This window comes from Alsobacter ponti, from assembly GCF_024294805.1.
Classification (GTDB): Bacteria; Pseudomonadota; Alphaproteobacteria; order Rhizobiales; family Beijerinckiaceae; genus Alsobacter; species Alsobacter ponti.
In genome coordinates, this window is the sequence record NZ_JANCLU010000016.1 from 31,937 (window position 1) to 48,557 (window position 16,621).

A 16,621-nucleotide genomic window follows, 5' to 3' on the forward strand; every position below is an offset into this window, starting at 1 on the left:
CTTCTGGATAGAGAACAGCATTCTCAATTTCGTCGGGTTGCCGGAGCTCGGTCCCGTCCCGCCGACATCCGGGCTGGCGCGATGTCCGGTGGCCGACGTTTCCAGTAGACATTCTTCGGGCAGAATGACTATCTGTATCCAGAAAATCAAAACCGTCCCGGTCCCGTACCGCCCATGAGGATGCCCATGACGATTGCGGTCCAACCTTCTCGCGCCAGCCAGGCCTACCTCGACGGAAAGCCGAAGCGGCTCCTCATCGACAACGCCTGGGTGGAGGCCGCATCGGGCAAGACCTTCACCAGCTACGATCCCGGTACGGGCAAGCCCATCGCCGAGATCGCCGAGGGCGACGCCCACGACGTCGATCGGGCGGTCGCGTCCGCTCGCAAGGCCTTCGAGGGGCCGTGGCGTAAGGTCAAGCCCTACGAGCGCCAGGAGCTTCTCCTGAAGCTCGCCGACCTGGTGGACCGCCATTGGGAGCAGCTGGCCGAGCTGGACTGCATGGAAATGGGCGCGCCCATCGCCTTCGTGCGGCCACGCCGGCGTCGCGCCCTCGGTCTGCTGCGCTACTACGCGGGCGCGACCACGATGATCCATGGAAAGACCACCGACAATTCGATGCCCGGCGGCGAGTACGTGTCCTACACCTTGAAGGAGCCGCTTGGCGTCGCCGGGCTGATCATTCCGTGGAACGCGCCCGTCACGTCGGCGATCTGGAAGATCGCGACGGCGATCGCGGCCGGCTGCACGGCGGTGCTGAAGCCCTGGGAGGAGGCTTCGCTGACGTCCCTGCGCCTTGGCGAGCTGATCGTCGAGGCCGGCTTTCCGCCCGGCGTGGTGAACGTCGTCACGGGCTACGGCCACACCGCGGGCGCCGCGCTCGCCGAACATCCCGACGTCAACAAGATCTCGTTCACCGGCTCCACGACAACCGGTCAGAAGATCGTCCGCTCCTCCGCCGGTAACCTGAAACGGCTGACGATGGAGCTCGGCGGGAAGTCTCCCGACATCGTCTTCGCCGACGCCGACCTCGACGCAGCCGTTCCGGGCGCCGGCATGGGGGTCTTCGGCAATTCCGGCCAGGTCTGCATGGCCGGCACCCGCCTCTTCGTGGAATCGAAAATCTACGACGAGTTCGTGGCGAGGGTCGCCGAATACGGCCGCGGCTTGCGCCTGGGCTACGGTCTCGACCCGCAGACGCAGCTGGGCCCGCTGGTCTCGCAGGGCCAGCTGCAGCGTGTGACCGGCTATCTCGAGAGCGGCGTGGCCGAAGGCGCGACGCCGATCTCCGGCGGCGGGCGGTTGACCGACGGCGCCTACGCGGACGGCTACTACATGCCGCCGACCGTGTTCACCAATGTCCGCGAGACGATGCGCATCGCGCGCGAGGAGATCTTCGGCCCCGTCGTCGTCGCGATCCCGTTCGACGACATGGACGACCTCGTGCGCCGGGCCAACGACACGATCTTCGGCCTCGGCAGCGGCGTGTGGACGCGCGATGTCGGAAAGGCGCACCGCCTCGCGCGGGCGATCCAGGCCGGAACCGTCTGGGTCAACTGCTACGGCCCGACGGATCCCGACGTGCCGTTCGGAGGCTACAAGATGAGCGGATTCGGCCGCGAGTCGGGCCTGGAATCGCTCGACCACTACCTCAACACCAAGGCGGTCTGGATCAAGACGGACTGAGAGGGTTGCGATGAACTTCGATCCGGATGCCGAGGCCGTCTTCAAGGCGCTCCGCGAAGCCGGGCTGCCGCGCTTCGAGACCCTGACGCCCGTTGAAGCGCGTGAGCTGTTGCGCGCCATCCGGGCCCGCAACACGACGCCGCCGCAGCCCGTCGCCGAGGTGACAGACCTCTCGTTCGACGGGCCGGGCGGACCCGTGGCGCTGCGCCACTACCGGCCATCGGCGGAGCCCGGGCCGCGGCCGGCGCTGCTCTACTGCCACGGGGGCGGCTTCGTCATCGGATCGCTCGACAGTCATGACGGGCTCTGCCGCGCGCTGGCGACGGCGTCCGGGATCGACATCGTATCCGTCGACTACAGGCTCGCTCCGGAACACCCTTTCCCGGCGGGGCTCGACGACGTTCGAGCGGCGCTGCAATTCGTCGTGCGCGAGGCCGCCGCCCTCGGTCTCGATCCCGGGCGAATGGGGATCGGTGGCGACAGCGCAGGCGCCAATCTGGCGGCAGTCGTCGCGCTCGAGGCCCGCGATGGGGGCCTGCCCCCCGTGCGGATCCAGGTCCTCGCCTGCCCGGTTCTCGACCTCACGCTCTCGCAGCCTTCGCAGGCGCTCGATGTGGAAGGCCTGGCCGTCAACGGGCCGACGATGCGTTGGTTCAGGCGACACTATCTCGGCGACCATGGAGACGGCGGCGATTGGCGCCAGTCGCCGCTCGCCGTGCCGAGCCTCGCAGGCGCGCCGAGCTGCCACCTCGTCACGGCGGGCATCGATCCCCTCTGCGACGAGGGCCTCTGCTACGCGGCACGCCTCGCCAAAGAGGGCGTGCGTCTCGTGCACGAACATTATCCGGGGCAGATGCATGGCTTCGTCTCGGCCGGCGTGGCGCAACCCACGAGCCGGCGCGCGATCGCCTCCATGGCTGCGACGATGCGGGCGGAACTGGCGTGAAGGGGTGAGGGGCATGGGACGCTTGAACGGCAAGGTGGCGCTCATCAGCGGCGCGGCGCGGGGGCAGGGTGCGCATGAGGCGCGCCTCTTCGTGGCGGAAGGAGCCAGCGTCGTCATCGGCGACGTGCTCGCGGACGAGGGGCGCGCCCTGGCGGACGAACTCGGCGCATCCGCGCTCTTCGTCGAACTCGACGTCACCTCCGAAGCGTCGTGGACGAACGCTGTCCGCGCGGCGGAGAGCCGCTTCGGACGCCTCGACATCCTCGTCAACAATGCCGGCATCCTGCGCCGGGCCACGATCGAGGAGAGCTCGGTCGAGGAGTTCGACCGCGTCATCGCCGTCAATCAGCGCGGCGTGTTCCTCGGCATGAAGGCCGCAGTCAGACTGATGAAGCGGACCGGCGGCTCGATCGTCAACATCTCCTCCACCGCGGGAATGAAGGCGGCGGCCGGTCACGTCGCCTATGTCGGCAGCAAGTTCGCCGTGCGCGGCATGACCAAGGTGGCCGCAATCGAGTTCGCCAAATACGGCATCCGCGTGAATTCCGTGCACCCCGGGCTTATCGGAACGGACATGATCCGCGACCGGTTCGACGATGCGGGCATGGCGGCCTTTACGGCCAACCAGCTGGTCAACCGCCCGGGCACGGTCGAGGATGTCGCAAACCTGGTGCTGTTCCTCGCCTCGGACGACAGCGCCTTCTCGACCGGCGCCGAGTTCATGTGCGACGGCGGCTACACGGTGGGAACACGGTAGAGGATTCCGGGCCTCCTCATCCTGTCGAAAGGATGCGGAGGCCTGGCGCGAGCCGATGAATGGGCCGGAGCCTGCGGCGAGGGGCGCGCGGCGCTATCCCTTGGCTTGATGCTCGGGCGCGACCCAGTTGCGCGACCCCGCCACCAGGCTCGGGTCCAGAACGTCGCTGATCGAGCGGATTTCCTCGGCCGTCAGATGGACGTCGACGCTGCCGACGTTCTCCTCGAGATACTTGATCCGCTTCGTGCCGGGGATCGGCGCGATATCGTCGCCCTGGCCGAACAGCCAGGCCAGCGCGATCTGGCCGAGCGTCGCCTTGTGAGCGGCCGCGACGGCGCGGACGCGGTCCAGGAGTTGCAGGTTCCTGTCGAGGTTGCCGTCCTGGAAATGGCCGGCGTTCACGCGCAGGTCGCTGCTGTCCAGCTTGTCGCGCGACGTGATGGCGCCGGTGAGAAAACCGCGGCCCAGCGGGCTGTAGGGCACGAAGGCGATGTCGAGCCGGCGGCAGGCGGGCAGGATCTCCCGCTCGACGTCGCGCACGAACAGAGAGTACTCCGACTGCAGCGCGGCGATGGGATGAACCTTCGCCGCCCGCTCCAGAATGTCGACCGACACTTCCGACAGCCCGATCCCGCGAATCTTGCCGGCTTTGACCATCTCCGCCATCGCCCCGACGGAGTCTTCGATCGGCGTCTTCGGATCGAGCCGATGGATGTAGTAGAGGTCGATATAGTCCGTTCCGAGCCGCTGCAGGGAGGCTTCGAGGCACCTGCGCATGTAGGCGGGCGAGTTGTCGTAGTCCCTGTCGTAGAGGCTGCCCGACGGCCCGTTCGGATCACGCACGACACCGAACTTGCTCGCGATGACGAGCTTGTCGCGCCGGCTCTTCGCCAGCCCGCCGACCAGGCGCTCGTTATGGCCGCGGCCGTACATGTCCGAGGTGTCGAAGAGCGTGATGCCGAGCTCGAGCGCACGCTCCAGCGTCTTGCGGGATTCCGCGTCGTCCTGCGGGCCATAGAACTCGGACATGCCCATGCAGCCGAGGCCCAACGCACCGCACGTCACGCCGGACGCGCCCAGACGAACCTGCCTCATGTCTCACTCCCTGCCGTCATGGCCGGCGTCACGCGATGCGTTCGATGATGGTGGCGGTCCCGAGCCCGCCGGCGCAGCACATGCTCTGCAGGCCGAACCGCGCGTCGCGCCGTTCGAGCTCGTGCAACAGCGTGGTCATCAGGCGCGCGCCGCTGGCCCCCAGGGGATGCCCGAGCGCGATGGCTCCGCCGTTCACGTTGAGCTTGTCCATCGTCCCCCCGAACTCCTTCAGCCACATCAGGGGCACCGGCGCGAAGGCCTCGTTGACCTCCACGATGTCGATGTCGGAGAGCGACAGGCCCGCGCGCGCCAGCGCCCGCCTTGATGCCTCGAGAGGGCCGGTGAGCATCAGCGTCGGATCCGACCCAACGGTGGTCATCGCCCTGATCCGGGCGCGGGGCTTCAGGCCGAGGTCTCGCGCCTTCTCCTCCGACATCAGCAGGAGCGCCGCCGCGCCGTCCGAGATCTGCGAGGCGTTGCCCGCCGTGACCTTGCCGTCGGCCCGGAAGCTGGTCTTGAGGGTCGCGAGCTTCTCGCGCGAGGTGTCGCGGCGGATCGTCTCGTCACGAGCCAGGACGCCTCCGGGCGTCTCGGCCCCGCGCTCTTCGTGCGCCGCGGTGTTCACCGGCACGATCTCGCGGTCGAAGAAGCCGGCGTCGGCGGCCGCGGCGGCGCGCCGGTGGCTCTCGATGGCGTAATCGTCGAGGTCGGCGCGCGAGAAGCCCCAGCGGTCGGCGATGCGCTCGGCCGACTCGCCTTGCGACGTCATCTCGAAACGATCGAGCACGTGGAAGCCGAACGGCAGTCCATGGATGTCGCGGTTGCTGCCCATCGGCACCCGGCTCATGTTCTCCGCGCCGCCCGCCATGACGATGTCGGCCGCTCCCGCCGCGATCTGGCCGGCCGCCATGTGGATGGCGACCTCGGCCGAGCCGCATTTGCGGTCGACGGTCAGTCCCGGAACGGTTTCGGGCCAGCCGGCCGACAGCGCCGCGGTGCGGGCGATGTTGGCGCTCTGCTCGCCAACCTGCGTGACGCAGCCGAAGATCACGTCGTCGATGCTGGCGGCGGCAAGTCCATTGCGGCTCCGCAGCGCTTCGAGCACGACCGCGCCGAGGTGATCGGCCCTGACCTTGCTGAGAGAACCGCGAAATCGTCCGATCGGGGTCCTCGCCGCGTCGACGATCACTGCCTGGGGCATGCATTGTCCTTTCGGGTTCGGTTCCGGTCGTTCTTGCCGGTCCCGACAAGCCGGCCTGTCATTCGCCGGTGAACTGGGGTGGCCTCTTTTCCTTGAACGCCCGCGCGGCCTCCGCTTTGTCCGCGGTCGACGCGAGCAGGGCGAAGAGGCTTCGCTCCAGCGCGAGGCCCGCCTGCAGGCCGATCTCGGTCGAGGCCGTGGCGGCCTCCTTGACGAAACGGGTGGCCGTGGGGGCGCGCGCGGCGATGCGTTCCGCCAGCGCGATCGCCTCGTCCAGCAAGTTGGCGCGGTCCGCCGTGACGCGGGTCACGAGGCCGATTCGGTAGGCCTCGGCCGTGTCGATCCGGTCGCCCGTGAGCAGCAGGTCGAGGGCCCGCCCGAGGCCGACCAGCCTCGGCAAGCGCTGGGTGCCGCCGGCCCCCGGGATCAGTCCCAGCCCGGTTTCGGGCAGGCCGAACTGGGCGTCGGGGGACGCCATGCGAATGTCGCAGGCGAGCGCGATCTCCAGTCCCCCGCCCAGGCAGAACCCGTGCACCGCGGCGATGATCGGCTTGGAAATCTTGTCGAAGGCGTCGATCCAGGCGTCCTTCGAGACCCGCCGGCGCGTGGCGACCGCCGTCTCCACCGCGCGCTTTTCGGAGATGTCGGCCCCGACGCAGAAGCCGCGGGCTTCGCCGCCATGCAGGACGATGACGCAAATGGCCGGATCGTCCTCCAGCGCCCGCAGGCTCTCCGGCAGCAGGCGTCGGACCTCGTCGTCGATCGCGTTGATGCGATCGGGCCTGTTCAGGGTGACGATGCCGACCGCGCCGCGCCGCTCGAGCGTGACGGCGGGGGGGAGCGGGGCGCCGAGATTGGCCGCTGGTGTGTGCGCCATGGTCATGCCCGCCGCGCCGCTTTTATCTCGCTCTGGAGCCGGACGCCATGGGCCTGCCGGTCCCAGGTGTTCGCCGTCACGCCGCGGGCGCGCAGCTCCTTCTTCTTGACCTTCTCGGAGGGCGTCTGCGGCAGCGCGTCCATGACCTCGAGGTAGCGCGGCACCATGTGCGCGCCCATGCGCTCGTCGCAGAAGGCGATGAGCGCGGGGAAGTCGATGGTCTGGCCCTGCTTCAGAACGATGCAGGCCATGACCTCGTTCTCCCCGCCCGCTTCGTCGGCGTCGACGCCGATGACGGCACATTCGGCGACACTGGGGAACTGGCGCACCACCGACTCGACCTCGAAGGAGGAGATGTTCTCGCCCCGGCGCCGCAGGGCGTCCTTCACGCGGTCCACGAAGTAGTACCAGCCGGTCTCGTCGCGCCGCATGGCGTCGCCGGTGTGGAACCAGAGGTTCTTCCAGGCCTCCACCGTCTTCTCGGGCATGCCGAGATAGCCCACGGTGATGATGCCGGGGACCTTCGGACGGATCATGAGTTCGCCCACCTGGCCTTCCGGCACGGGCTCGTCCGTATCGGGATCCGCGAGCTTCACCTCGAACCACTGGTCCATCAGGACGCCCGACGCGCCCGGGGGCCTGTAGACGCCCCGCGGTGTCTGGAAGATGTTGGAGATCTCCGTCTGCCCGAACCCGTCGACGAACTCGATGGGCCCGAAGCGTTTGGTGAACTTGCCGGCGAGGTCGACGGAGAGCGGCGCCGCGTAGATCGTGCGCAGCCGATGCTTGCGGTCGTACTCGGACGGAGGCGACGCGAGAATGAACGCCATGGTCGCGCCGAGCAGGTTGGCCACGGTCGCCCCGCTGCGCGCGGCTCGCCCGAAATAGTCGGACGCGCTGAACTTCTTGTACAGGACGCAATGAGCTCCGACGAGAAGGCAGGGATAGATCGTCAGGAACTGCGCGTTGCCATGGAAGAACGGAAAGCCGGTCATGTAGACGTCGTCTTCCGTCAGCCCCGTCATCTGCACATCCTCTTCGGCGAAGAAGTAGAAGTGCGAGTGGGTCATGAGCACGCCCTTGGACATGCCCGTCGTCCCCGACGTGTAGAGGACGGCCGCGATGTCCTCGGGCGTCACGACGACGCCCGGGTTCGCGTCGTTCGCGGTGCGCAACTCCTCCACGCGGCGCATGGCGACGCGGGACAGCCCCTGCGGCCTGGCGCAGTCGGGCGCGCCGAGGATGAAGCACTGTTCGAGCGCGGGAACGTCCGCCTCGACCTCGGCGACGCGCGCCACGAGGTCCGGCGTGGTGATCATCGTCCGGGCTTCGCTGAGCTTCAGCTGGTGGGCGAGGAAGGCGCCCTTCTGGATCTCGCCGACCGGAACCTCGACAGCCCCGATCTTGGTGAGGGCGTACCAGAGCAACACGAATTCGAGGCTGTTCGGCAGGTACAGGACGACCTTGTCGCCCTTCTTCACGCCTGCGGCGGCCAGGCCGTGGGCGTAGCGGTTCACCTCCGCGTTCAACTCGGCATAGCTGAGCGGCGTGCCTTCGTCTGTCCAGGACAAGGCCGGACGGTCCGGGCGCACGCGCGCCTGGTGCTCGAGAATGCGGGGCAGGACCCATTCGTCGCGCGGAAAATGCGGTTCGAAGTGCGGATACGTGACGATCATCCTGTCCTCCCGGCAAGGTCTCCGCACCCTGCTCGCCTGCTGCATGCCGTCCGCGTCCGCCTTGCGCCCTCAGGGCGTTGCGGACCGGGCTCCGGCCGTGGTCCGATCCTCCGGCAGCGGAGGATTTGGACCCCATCGACTAGCTACCAAGAACGGCCCGGTCGGGCAAGAACAATTCCCCATACAGAATGACATTCACCATGGAGACAGACAGGGCTGATGAAAAAGGCCCGGACGGAGCCGGGCCTGACTGATCTCGATCGGTGGACGCAGGGCGCTTCAGGCCGGCGCCCCCGCCCGATCCCACAAGGCCAGGAAATCCTTCGCCGTCTCGACATGCGCGATGTCGATGTGCTCGCCCTTGTAGAGGATGGCCCCTTCGCCCTTCTTCTCGGCCTCGGCAAAGGCGGCGATCATCCCGCGGTAGAAGGCGAGCTGCTCTGGTGAAGGGGAATAGACCTCGTTGATGACCGGGACATTCGACGGGTGCAGGACGATCTCGCCTGCAAATCCCAGCTGCTTGTTGAACAGGGCCTGCTTGCGCAAGCCCTCGAGGTCGTGGACCTCCTGCCACATGCCGCCGATCGGGAAGCGCTTGCCGGCAGCCTTGCAGGCGATTACGGCCTGCGAGCGGTGATAAAGCGTCTCGAGCCCTTCGGGCGTCCAGGTGAAGCCGAGGTTGCGTTCCAGGTCGGCGCCCCGCGCCGACACGGCGCAGATCGTCTCGACGCGTGGATTGGACGCGATCTCGAACACGAACTGCGCCGCCCGCGCGGTCTCGATCGGCGGGATCAGGGTGCAGGCGCCGTGGCGCATCCCCTTGCGGTGCTCGACCTCGGCGATCATCCGCGACAGGGCTTCGATGTCCTGCGGGTCTTCCGCCTTGGCCACGATGATCCCCGCGAGCGCAGGCTGGACCACCGCGAGCACGTCGTCGAAGTCGTAGGCGAAGCGACCCTTGTTGGTCCTCACGAAGATGCGCGAGCCACAGTCCTTGAGGTTCGCGACGGCGGCGGCCACGATGCCGCGCGCCTGCTCCTTGAGGTGGTGTGGCACGCTGTCCTCGAGGTCGAGAACCACGACGTCCGAGCCGAAGGTCGGGATCTTCTCGATCCATTTCTCCTTGTGCCCGGGCACGTACATCATCGTGCGGATGGGTCGCATGGTCGTCCCTTTCCCTCAGCGCGTCGAGGCGCTCAATAAGACCGCGGCAGGCCGAGCATCTTCTCGGCGATGTAGGCGAGCACGAAGTTCTGCGCGAGCGGGGCGATCTTCCAGACCCGCGTCTCGCGGAAGTAGCGCTCGACGTGATACTCCTTGGCGTAGCCGTAGCCGCCATGGGTCTGGACGGCGCGGTCACACGCCTCGAAAGCCGCTTCGCTGGCGAGATATTTGGCGATGTTCGCCTCGTCGCCGCAGGGCTTGTCGTTGTCGTAGAGCCAGGCCGCCTTCATGGCGACGAGCTGCGCGGCCTCGAGCTTGGCCACGGAGTCGGCGATCGGGAACTGCACGCCCTGGTTCTGGCCGATCGGCCGGCCGAACATGACGCGTTCCTTCGCGTACGCGACGGCGCGCTCGATGGCGCGGCGTCCCGCGCCGATGGCCTCGAGCGCCACGACGATACGCTCGGCGTTCAGGCCGTCGAGCAAATACTGGAAGCCCTTGCCTTCCTCGCCGACGCGATCCGACACCGGAACGCGGAGATTGTCGTAGAAGACCTCGCACGACTTGACCGCCTCGCGCGCCATCTTCGGGATCGGGCGGATGCTGACGTGCTTGGGATCGAGGTCGGCGAGGAACAGCGTCATGCCGTCCGTCTTCTTCTTGCACTCCGACAGCGGCGTCGTGCGGGCGAGGAGAAGGCACTTCGACGACTCGAGGGCCTTCGAGGTCCAGACCTTCTTCCCGTTGATGACGTAGTGGTCGCCGTCCCGCACGGCCGTGGTCTTGATGCGGGTCGTATCGGTTCCGGCGTCCGGCTCGGTGACGCCGAAGCAGACATGCAGGTCGCCCTTCACCAGCGGAGGCAGGTACTTCCGCTTCATCTCCTCGCTGCCGAACTTCACGACGGGGGTCATGCCGAACACTGAGATGTGGACGGCCGTCACGCCGGCGTGGCAGGCGCCGCTGGCCGCCACACGCTGCAGCACCAGCGCCGCCTCGGTGAAGGGCAGGCCGGCCCCGCCATATTCCTCGGGGATCGCCATGCCCAGATAGCCGTTGCGGGCGAAGGCATTGTAGAATTCCCATGGGAATTCCTGCTTCACGTCCTTCTCGGCCCAGTATTCGTCGGGGAAGTCTTTCATCATCGCGTCGACAGCTTCGAGGATCTGCCTGCGCTCGTCGGATTCCGAGAAGTCCATTGTCGTGATCGTCCTGTCTGGAGGATGGCCAAGCGGGTCGGGAGCCGTTCGGCTCGCCATGCCCTCAGGTGATGGCCCTCAGGTGATGGCGTGCGCCTTCTTCAGATGCAGGCTCACCTGCTTGGCGCGGACCACGACCTCGTTTCGCTGGTTGTATCCGACATGTTCGAAGGTCACGATTCCTGCGTTGGGGTACTTGGCGCTCTCGCGCATCGAGACGATGTGGGTCTCGGACCTGATCGTGTCGCCGATCCGCACGGGGGTGGGGAAGCGGATTTCCTCGTAGCCGAGATTGCCCAGCGTCGTCCCCAGCGTGAGCGGCATCACCGCCTGCGCGTTGACGAAGGCGAGCGTCCACAGGCTCGAGACGATGCGCGTGCCATGCATCGTCTTCTTGGCGAACTCGTCGTCGATGTGGAGCGGCTGCGGATTGTGCGACAGGGTGACGTACAGGAGGTTGTCGACGTCCGTCGCCGTGCGGGTCACGGGGTGTTTGTAGACCTGGCCGACTTCCAGATCCTCGTAATAGCGCGTCATCTCGTGTGCCCTCCCTCGTTGACTCTCGTTCAACATGTCCAGACAACTATTCCGCTCGAATTCATGCCTGTCAAGCGACTCGGCTCATTTATGGCTTGCCAGAGCGCTCGATCACCACTTATCTGGTGCGAACAGGCACCAAGTTTTGAAATCGACGAGAGAGTTGTCTGGTCTGGAAATGCGCGCCGCCGTCGCGTGTTGCGCCGACAACGGTGGGGAGGAGACGGGCGATGGCTGAACGACGTTACCGGGCGGACATGGAGGCGATCGGCAAGCTGTTCACGGCGAAGGCCGTGGCCATCGTCGGGGCGACGCCGGACCTCACCAAGCTCGGCAGCTCGGCCATCGTGGCCATGCACAATCTCGGCTACACCGGCGAGATCTACGCGGTGAACCCGCGCTACACGGAGATCATGGGGCATCCCTGCGTCCCCACCATCGCCGACCTGCCGGACACCGTCGAGGCGGCCATGCTCAACATTCCCGCGGAGGCGGCGATCGTCGCCGCCGAGGAGTGCGGCAAGAAGGGCATCCGCTCGATCGTCATGGTGCCCCAGGGGTTCGGCGAGGCCGGCGAGGCCGGCAAGCTCCTCGACAGGAAGGTCGCGGCGCTGGCCGAGCAGTACGGGCTCGCGATCGTGGGGCCCAACACGAACGGACTGGCCAATCCGCGCAGCGGCCTCGCGATGGCCATCGCGCCGATCTACCAGTTCCCGAAGAGCGTCCGTCCTGGCTCGGTGAGCGTCGTGTCGCAGAGCGGGGGCATGGTCTCGACCCTGCTGCGCAAGATGGCGCCGCGCGGGATCGGAATCTCGAAGACCGTGACGTGCGGCAACGAGCTCCTGCTGACCGTGGCCGACTACCTGTCCTTCATGGCCGAGGATCCCGAGACCAAGGTCATCGTGATCTTCCTCGAGACGATCCGGAATGCGCAGGCGCTCCGGGAGGCGCTCGCCAAATGCCGCGCCGCGGGCAAGCCGGTCGTGGCCATCAAGGTCGGCAAGTCGGAGAGCGGCCAGAAGGCGGCCTTCACGCACACCGGCGCCATCGCCGGGTCCTATCGCAACACCGTGGCCTTCCTTGAGCGGGAGGGCGTGATCGTCGCCGAGGACATCGAGACGCTGGCCGCGCTCGCCGACCTCCTGGAACGCTACGAGTGGCCGCTGAAGTTCCCGCTCAAGCCGTGCGTCATCTCAATCTCGGGCGGGTTCGCGGCGATGGCGGCCGACGAGATGGCGGTCTTCGGTCTCGACCTGCCGGACCCGTCGCCGGAAGCGGCCGCGAAGCTCGCCGCCCTCCCGAACCAGAGCCACCCGGTCAATCCCTACGATATCGCGGCGCGAAACGCCGTGATCCCCGACGCCATCGACATCTTCCATGGCGATGGGTTCAACGTGATCGTGTTCGGGCTCGTCCTGCTGAAGGAAGACATCCGCAAGCCCGTCCAGCAGCTGATGATCGACGCGAGGAGACGCGGCGTCGATCACCTGATCCTGCATTCGCCGGCGATCCCCGCCGAGGAATACGAGCAGTTCTTCGAGAACGGAATTTCCGTCTACGACGACACAAGGCCGCTCTGGGCCGCGCTGGCGAAGCTGCGCGCCTATCACGGTCCGTCTTGCGAGCCGGCCGAGCCGGGCAGTGTCGCTGCGGTCGCCCTTCCCGCCGGCAGCGGTCTCCTCAACGAGGCGGACAGCAAGGCTGTCATCGGCCAGGTTGGTTTTCCGGTTCCCAGGTCCGTTGTCGTGCGCGACGAGGCGGGACTGTCCGGGCTGGGCGCATTGGCGCGGCCACTCGCGATGAAGGGGCTGTCGGACACGATCGCCCACAAGACGGAGCATGGGCTGGTGGCGCTGAACCTGCGCACCGACGACGAGATCGCCGCGGCCTATGGCCGGATCCGCGCGGCGTTGGCCAAGGCCGACGCAGGCGCGAGCGACGTGCTTGTCGAGGAGATGGCGCCCGGCGGTCTCGAGGCCATCATCGGCGTGACCCGCGACCCTGTCGTCGGCCCGGTCGTGGTGGTGGGGGCGGGCGGCATCCTCGTCGAACTGCTTGACGACGCCGTCGTGATCAAGCCGCCCTTCACGGCCGCCGAACTCGAGTCGGCCATCGCCGGCACGAAGCTCGGAAAGCTCTTGTCGGGCTATCGCGGCCGGGCCTGCGATGGCGCCGCGCTGATCGCCGCGGCCGTGCGCATCGGTGACCTGGCCGTCGCCGAGCCGCGGATCGAGTCCCTCGACATCAACCCCGTGTTCGTCCTGGAGAAGGGTCTCGTCGCTGTCGACGCCAAGCTGACCCTCTCGGACTGAGCCATGGACGCGCCCGTCCCCAAGGCCCGCGCGGGAGCCCCCGGCTATCGGCAGATCGCCGAGGCCCTCGTGCGCGAAATCGCGGGGGGGCGATGGATCGTCGGCGAATGCCTGCCGTCCGAGATGACACTGGTCGAGCGCTTCGGCGTCGGGCGAAACACGGTGCGCGAAGCGCTTCGCGAACTCGCCGGTCGAGGGTATATCGAGCGGCGGCGGGGCGCACGGTCTGTCTTGCGCAGTGCGACTCCGGAGGACGGCTTCGTCAATTCCGTGCGCTCGGTCGAGCAACTGATCGACTACGCCACCTTCGGGCACGCCACCCTTCTCACGAGTGAGACCGTTCGGCTCGATGCGGCGCTGGCGCAGCGGCTGGACAACACGCCAGGAACCGAGTGGGTCCGCGTGGGGATCCTGCGCAGGCGGGAGGAAGGCGAGGACCCCTTCTGCTATTCCGAAATCTATCTGGATCCGCGCTACCAGGATATCGTGCCCCTGATCGGTGAGGAGACGCGGCTATTCCCGCTGATCGAGGAGCACCACGGCGTGGTCTTGCGGCGGGTGCTGCAGGACACGGAAGCCGCGGCGGCCGACGCCAATATCGCCTCGCGGCTCAACATTCCCGCCGGCACGCCGATCCTGCTGGTCAGGACAAGGTTTTACTCGGGCGACGGCGCGCTCGTGGAGACCGGCCTGTCCCACTTCCCCTGCGGACGCTACCGCGTCCGGATCGCGCTGGAGAGGCCCGCGTGAGCCGGCGGCGCCGCACCGACCAACCCGCGACCGGCTCCGCCCACCCACTCCGCTCACCCACCCCTCCCCCCACCTACCCCCTCCGCCCGCCAGGCCGCCGCGGCGAAGGTGGTGAAGTGGAGGAGGGCGAGGGCGGCGAGGGCGGCGAGGGGGAGGCCGTAGCCGCCGAGGGCGTCGGCGAGGGCGGCGGTGAGGATCGGGCCGGCGAACATGCCGAGGCCGGCGCAGAAGCGCATCATGCCGAACACCAGGCCGAAATCGGGCCCGGACACCATGGCGCGCGTGGCGCTCGCCAGCAGCACGGCCTGCGCGCCGAAGCCGATGGCGAGGCCGAAGGGGTAGAGCGACAGAAGCGGCCCCGCCGGTCCGGCCCACAGCGAGGCGAGGCCGGCGACGGCGGCGGCCGCGCCCAGCAGGCAGGCGAGCACGAGCGGCAGCAGGCCCACCCGGTCGGCCAGCAGGCCGGAGGAGAGCCGCCACGCGAAGGTGGCGAGGCCAGCCGTCGAGGCGATCCACACGGCGACGTCGACCGGGACGCTGCGCTCCTCCATCAGGGCGATTTGCTGCGACAGGAAGCCGTGATAGGCGAGGCTGCCGAGCCCGTAGGCGAGCGCCAGCAGCAGCACGGGCCGCGCCAGCCCCTTTGCCGGCCAGAAGCGCCGTCCGTCCGCCCCGGCCTTGCCCCGGCGCAGCGGACGCAGGGCCAGCAGGTTCAGCCCGCCGCACACGACAAGCATCAGCCCGGCGAGCAGCGCGAAGGCCATCCGCGTGCCGCCCCGGTCGATCACCCACTGCAGGAGGGGCAGGCCGAGGAACACGGCGAGCCCCGCGCCGGAGTCGACGACGGCCATCGCGGAGGCCAGCCGCCGGCGGATATGGCAGGCGAGCACGGAGAAGATCGCGTAGGAGCTGCAGGCGTGCAGCGTGAAGCCGAGCACCAGTCCGTAGAGCAGGACGAAGGCCGGCAGCGACTCGACGAAGGCCACCGCCAGCAGCGCCGCCGCCGCCGCGACGGAGAGGCCGCCCAGCAGGAGGCGGCTGTCGACGCGCAGCATCAGCCAGCCGATGGCGGGCGCGGAGACCGCGTTGGTCAGGGCCAGCGTGCTGAAGCCGGCGGAGAGGCCGGTGCGGGACCAGCCGTGCTCCGCCGACAGCGCCACGAGGAACACGGAGAACGAGTTCCAGACGAGGCCGGAGACGGCCATCAGCGCGAAGCCTGCCGCCAGCATCAGGCGGCCGTGCCATCTCACCCGGGCGCGGCGGGCCTGCGTGTGGCTCGGGAGGGCCGCGTCCGCCATGGCGCCGGCGTCAGCGGATGCGGTAGCGCTCCACCATGTCCCAGTCGAGCTGCAGGCCGAAGCCGGGGTCCTGCAGCACCTTGATCATGCCGCGCTCGGGCCTGGGGCGGTTGACGACCATCTTGTCCCACAGCGGGTCGCGCACGGGGTCGAAGCACTCCACGCAGACGCCGTGCGGGATGGCCGACAGCATCTGCATGGCGATCTGCGGCTCCTCGTGATGCGCCATGCGCACGCCCATCAGCGCGCACAGGCCGGCGGCGCGCCGCCACTCGGTGATGCCGCCGCTCTCCGAGGCGTCGAAATTGACCACGTCCACCGCGCCGGCGGAGATCAGGCGGCGCACGCCGGCGGCGGTCACCTCGCTCTGGCCGGCGTTGATCGGGATCGACGTGGCGCGGCGGACATCGGCCATCATGCGCGCGTCGTCGTACCAGTGACACGGCTCCTCGAACCAGGCGATGTCGTACTGCTCGATCATCCGGGCGAAGCGGACGGCCTCGGCGACCGACCAGCCGCGATTGGCGTCGACGGCGATCATGAACTCCGGCCCGCCGCCCTCGCGCGCGGCCTTGACGCGCTCCGCGTCCTCCTCCGGCGTGAGGCCGCCCACCTTGACCTTGCAGCCGGCGAGCCCGCGCTCGCGCAGGCCCTCCATCTCGCGCGAGAGGTCGGCCAGCGTCTTGTCCTTCTCGTAGTAGCCGCCGATGACGATGATCGGGATCTCGTTGCGGTAGCCGCCGAGCAGGCGGCCGACATTGACGCCCGTGGCCTTGCCCATCAGGTCCCACATGGCCGTGTCGACGCAGGCGATGGCCTCCATCACCAGCTTGCGGTCGCGGTTCCATTCCGCCGCCTTGAACATGCGCTGCCAGCACAGCTCGACGGCGAACACGTCCTCGCCGATGACGAGCGGCGCGAGCTCCTTCTCGACGATCTCGGCGATCTCGCGCGAATGGTCGCGGTTGTCGCCGTTGTAGACCTCGCTGACGAGGCCGGTGTCGGTCTCCATCCGCGTGATCACCGTGCAGCGCGTTGCCACGCGGTAGCGGCTGCCGCCGAACACCTTGGTCAGGGGGATTTCGACCGCGATGGTCGATACGCTGCGGATCTTCATGTCTGC

The 16,621-nt window shown here is 68.1% G+C and carries 14 protein-coding genes; 5 read left to right on the top strand and 9 right to left on the bottom strand.

All coding sequences use genetic code 11. From position 1 onward, the window contains the following. The first annotated feature begins 180 nt into the window (after positions 1 to 180). From NK718_RS15660 to NK718_RS15670, 3 genes are read left to right on the top strand one after another with little or no spacing between them, the layout of a single operon-like run. Entirely contained in the window at positions 181 to 1,686 is a 1,506-nt protein-coding gene (locus NK718_RS15660) for an aldehyde dehydrogenase family protein (RefSeq protein ID WP_254744310.1), read from the top strand. A 10-nt stretch (positions 1,687 to 1,696) separates the two neighbouring features. Next, on the top strand, positions 1,697 to 2,632 hold the full coding sequence (locus NK718_RS15665; RefSeq protein ID WP_254744161.1) for an alpha/beta hydrolase: 936 nt from the start codon (positions 1,697 to 1,699) through the stop codon (positions 2,630 to 2,632). A gap of 13 nt (positions 2,633 to 2,645) precedes the next feature. After that, positions 2,646 to 3,389, top strand: coding sequence for a glucose 1-dehydrogenase (locus NK718_RS15670; RefSeq protein WP_254744163.1), 744 nt, complete (start codon positions 2,646 to 2,648; stop codon positions 3,387 to 3,389). 93 nt (positions 3,390 to 3,482) lie between these two features. Here the strand turns inward: NK718_RS15670 and NK718_RS15675 are convergent, their stop codons facing one another. The 7 genes from NK718_RS15675 to NK718_RS15705 form a co-directional block, all read right to left on the bottom strand. Then, on the bottom strand, positions 3,483 to 4,484 hold the full coding sequence (locus NK718_RS15675) for an aldo/keto reductase (protein ID WP_254744165.1): 1,002 nt from the start codon (positions 4,482 to 4,484) through the stop codon (positions 3,483 to 3,485). Positions 4,485 to 4,512: 28 nt separating this feature from the next. Continuing rightward, positions 4,513 to 5,685 (bottom strand): thiolase family protein, encoded by a 1,173-nt coding sequence (locus tag NK718_RS15680; protein WP_254744167.1) that lies wholly within the window; start codon positions 5,683 to 5,685, stop codon positions 4,513 to 4,515. Positions 5,686 to 5,743: 58 nt separating this feature from the next. After that, positions 5,744 to 6,562 carry an enoyl-CoA hydratase/isomerase family protein gene (locus NK718_RS15685; protein ID WP_254744169.1) on the bottom strand — a complete coding sequence of 273 codons (819 nt, stop codon included), beginning with the start codon at positions 6,560 to 6,562 and terminating at the stop codon, positions 5,744 to 5,746. Between the two features lie 2 nt (positions 6,563 to 6,564). Next, entirely contained in the window at positions 6,565 to 8,238 is a 1,674-nt protein-coding gene (locus NK718_RS15690; RefSeq protein WP_254744171.1) for an AMP-binding protein, read from the bottom strand. 279 nt (positions 8,239 to 8,517) lie between these two features. Further along, entirely contained in the window at positions 8,518 to 9,402 is an 885-nt protein-coding gene (locus tag NK718_RS15695; RefSeq protein WP_254744173.1) for an HpcH/HpaI aldolase/citrate lyase family protein, read from the bottom strand. A 32-nt stretch (positions 9,403 to 9,434) separates the two neighbouring features. Continuing rightward, positions 9,435 to 10,601 carry an acyl-CoA dehydrogenase family protein gene (locus tag NK718_RS15700; RefSeq protein WP_254744175.1) on the bottom strand — a complete coding sequence of 389 codons (1,167 nt, stop codon included), beginning with the start codon at positions 10,599 to 10,601 and terminating at the stop codon, positions 9,435 to 9,437. A 78-nt stretch (positions 10,602 to 10,679) separates the two neighbouring features. Continuing rightward, positions 10,680 to 11,174: a MaoC family dehydratase gene (locus tag NK718_RS15705; RefSeq protein WP_371877306.1), complete on the bottom strand. Its 495-nt coding sequence runs from the start codon at positions 11,172 to 11,174 to the stop codon at positions 10,680 to 10,682. A 194-nt stretch (positions 11,175 to 11,368) separates the two neighbouring features. On the opposite strand from NK718_RS15705, the gene NK718_RS15710 reads away from it, so the two are divergent. Beyond that, on the top strand, positions 11,369 to 13,450 hold the full coding sequence (locus NK718_RS15710) for an acetate--CoA ligase family protein (protein ID WP_254744179.1): 2,082 nt from the start codon (positions 11,369 to 11,371) through the stop codon (positions 13,448 to 13,450). 3 nt (positions 13,451 to 13,453) lie between these two features. Continuing rightward, positions 13,454 to 14,200 (top strand): GntR family transcriptional regulator, encoded by a 747-nt coding sequence (locus NK718_RS15715; RefSeq protein ID WP_254744181.1) that lies wholly within the window; start codon positions 13,454 to 13,456, stop codon positions 14,198 to 14,200. A 53-nt stretch (positions 14,201 to 14,253) separates the two neighbouring features. Here NK718_RS15715 and NK718_RS15720 read toward each other — a convergent pair whose 3' ends face one another. Further along, complete coding sequence (locus tag NK718_RS15720; RefSeq protein ID WP_254744183.1) at positions 14,254 to 15,498, bottom strand: MFS transporter; 1,245 nt, start codon at positions 15,496 to 15,498, stop codon at positions 14,254 to 14,256. A 10-nt stretch (positions 15,499 to 15,508) separates the two neighbouring features. Then, a complete protein-coding gene (locus NK718_RS15725) occupies positions 15,509 to 16,615 on the bottom strand; it encodes a mandelate racemase/muconate lactonizing enzyme family protein (protein ID WP_254744185.1) in 1,107 nt (368 codons plus the stop codon). Between the last annotated feature and the right edge of the window lie 6 nt (positions 16,616 to 16,621).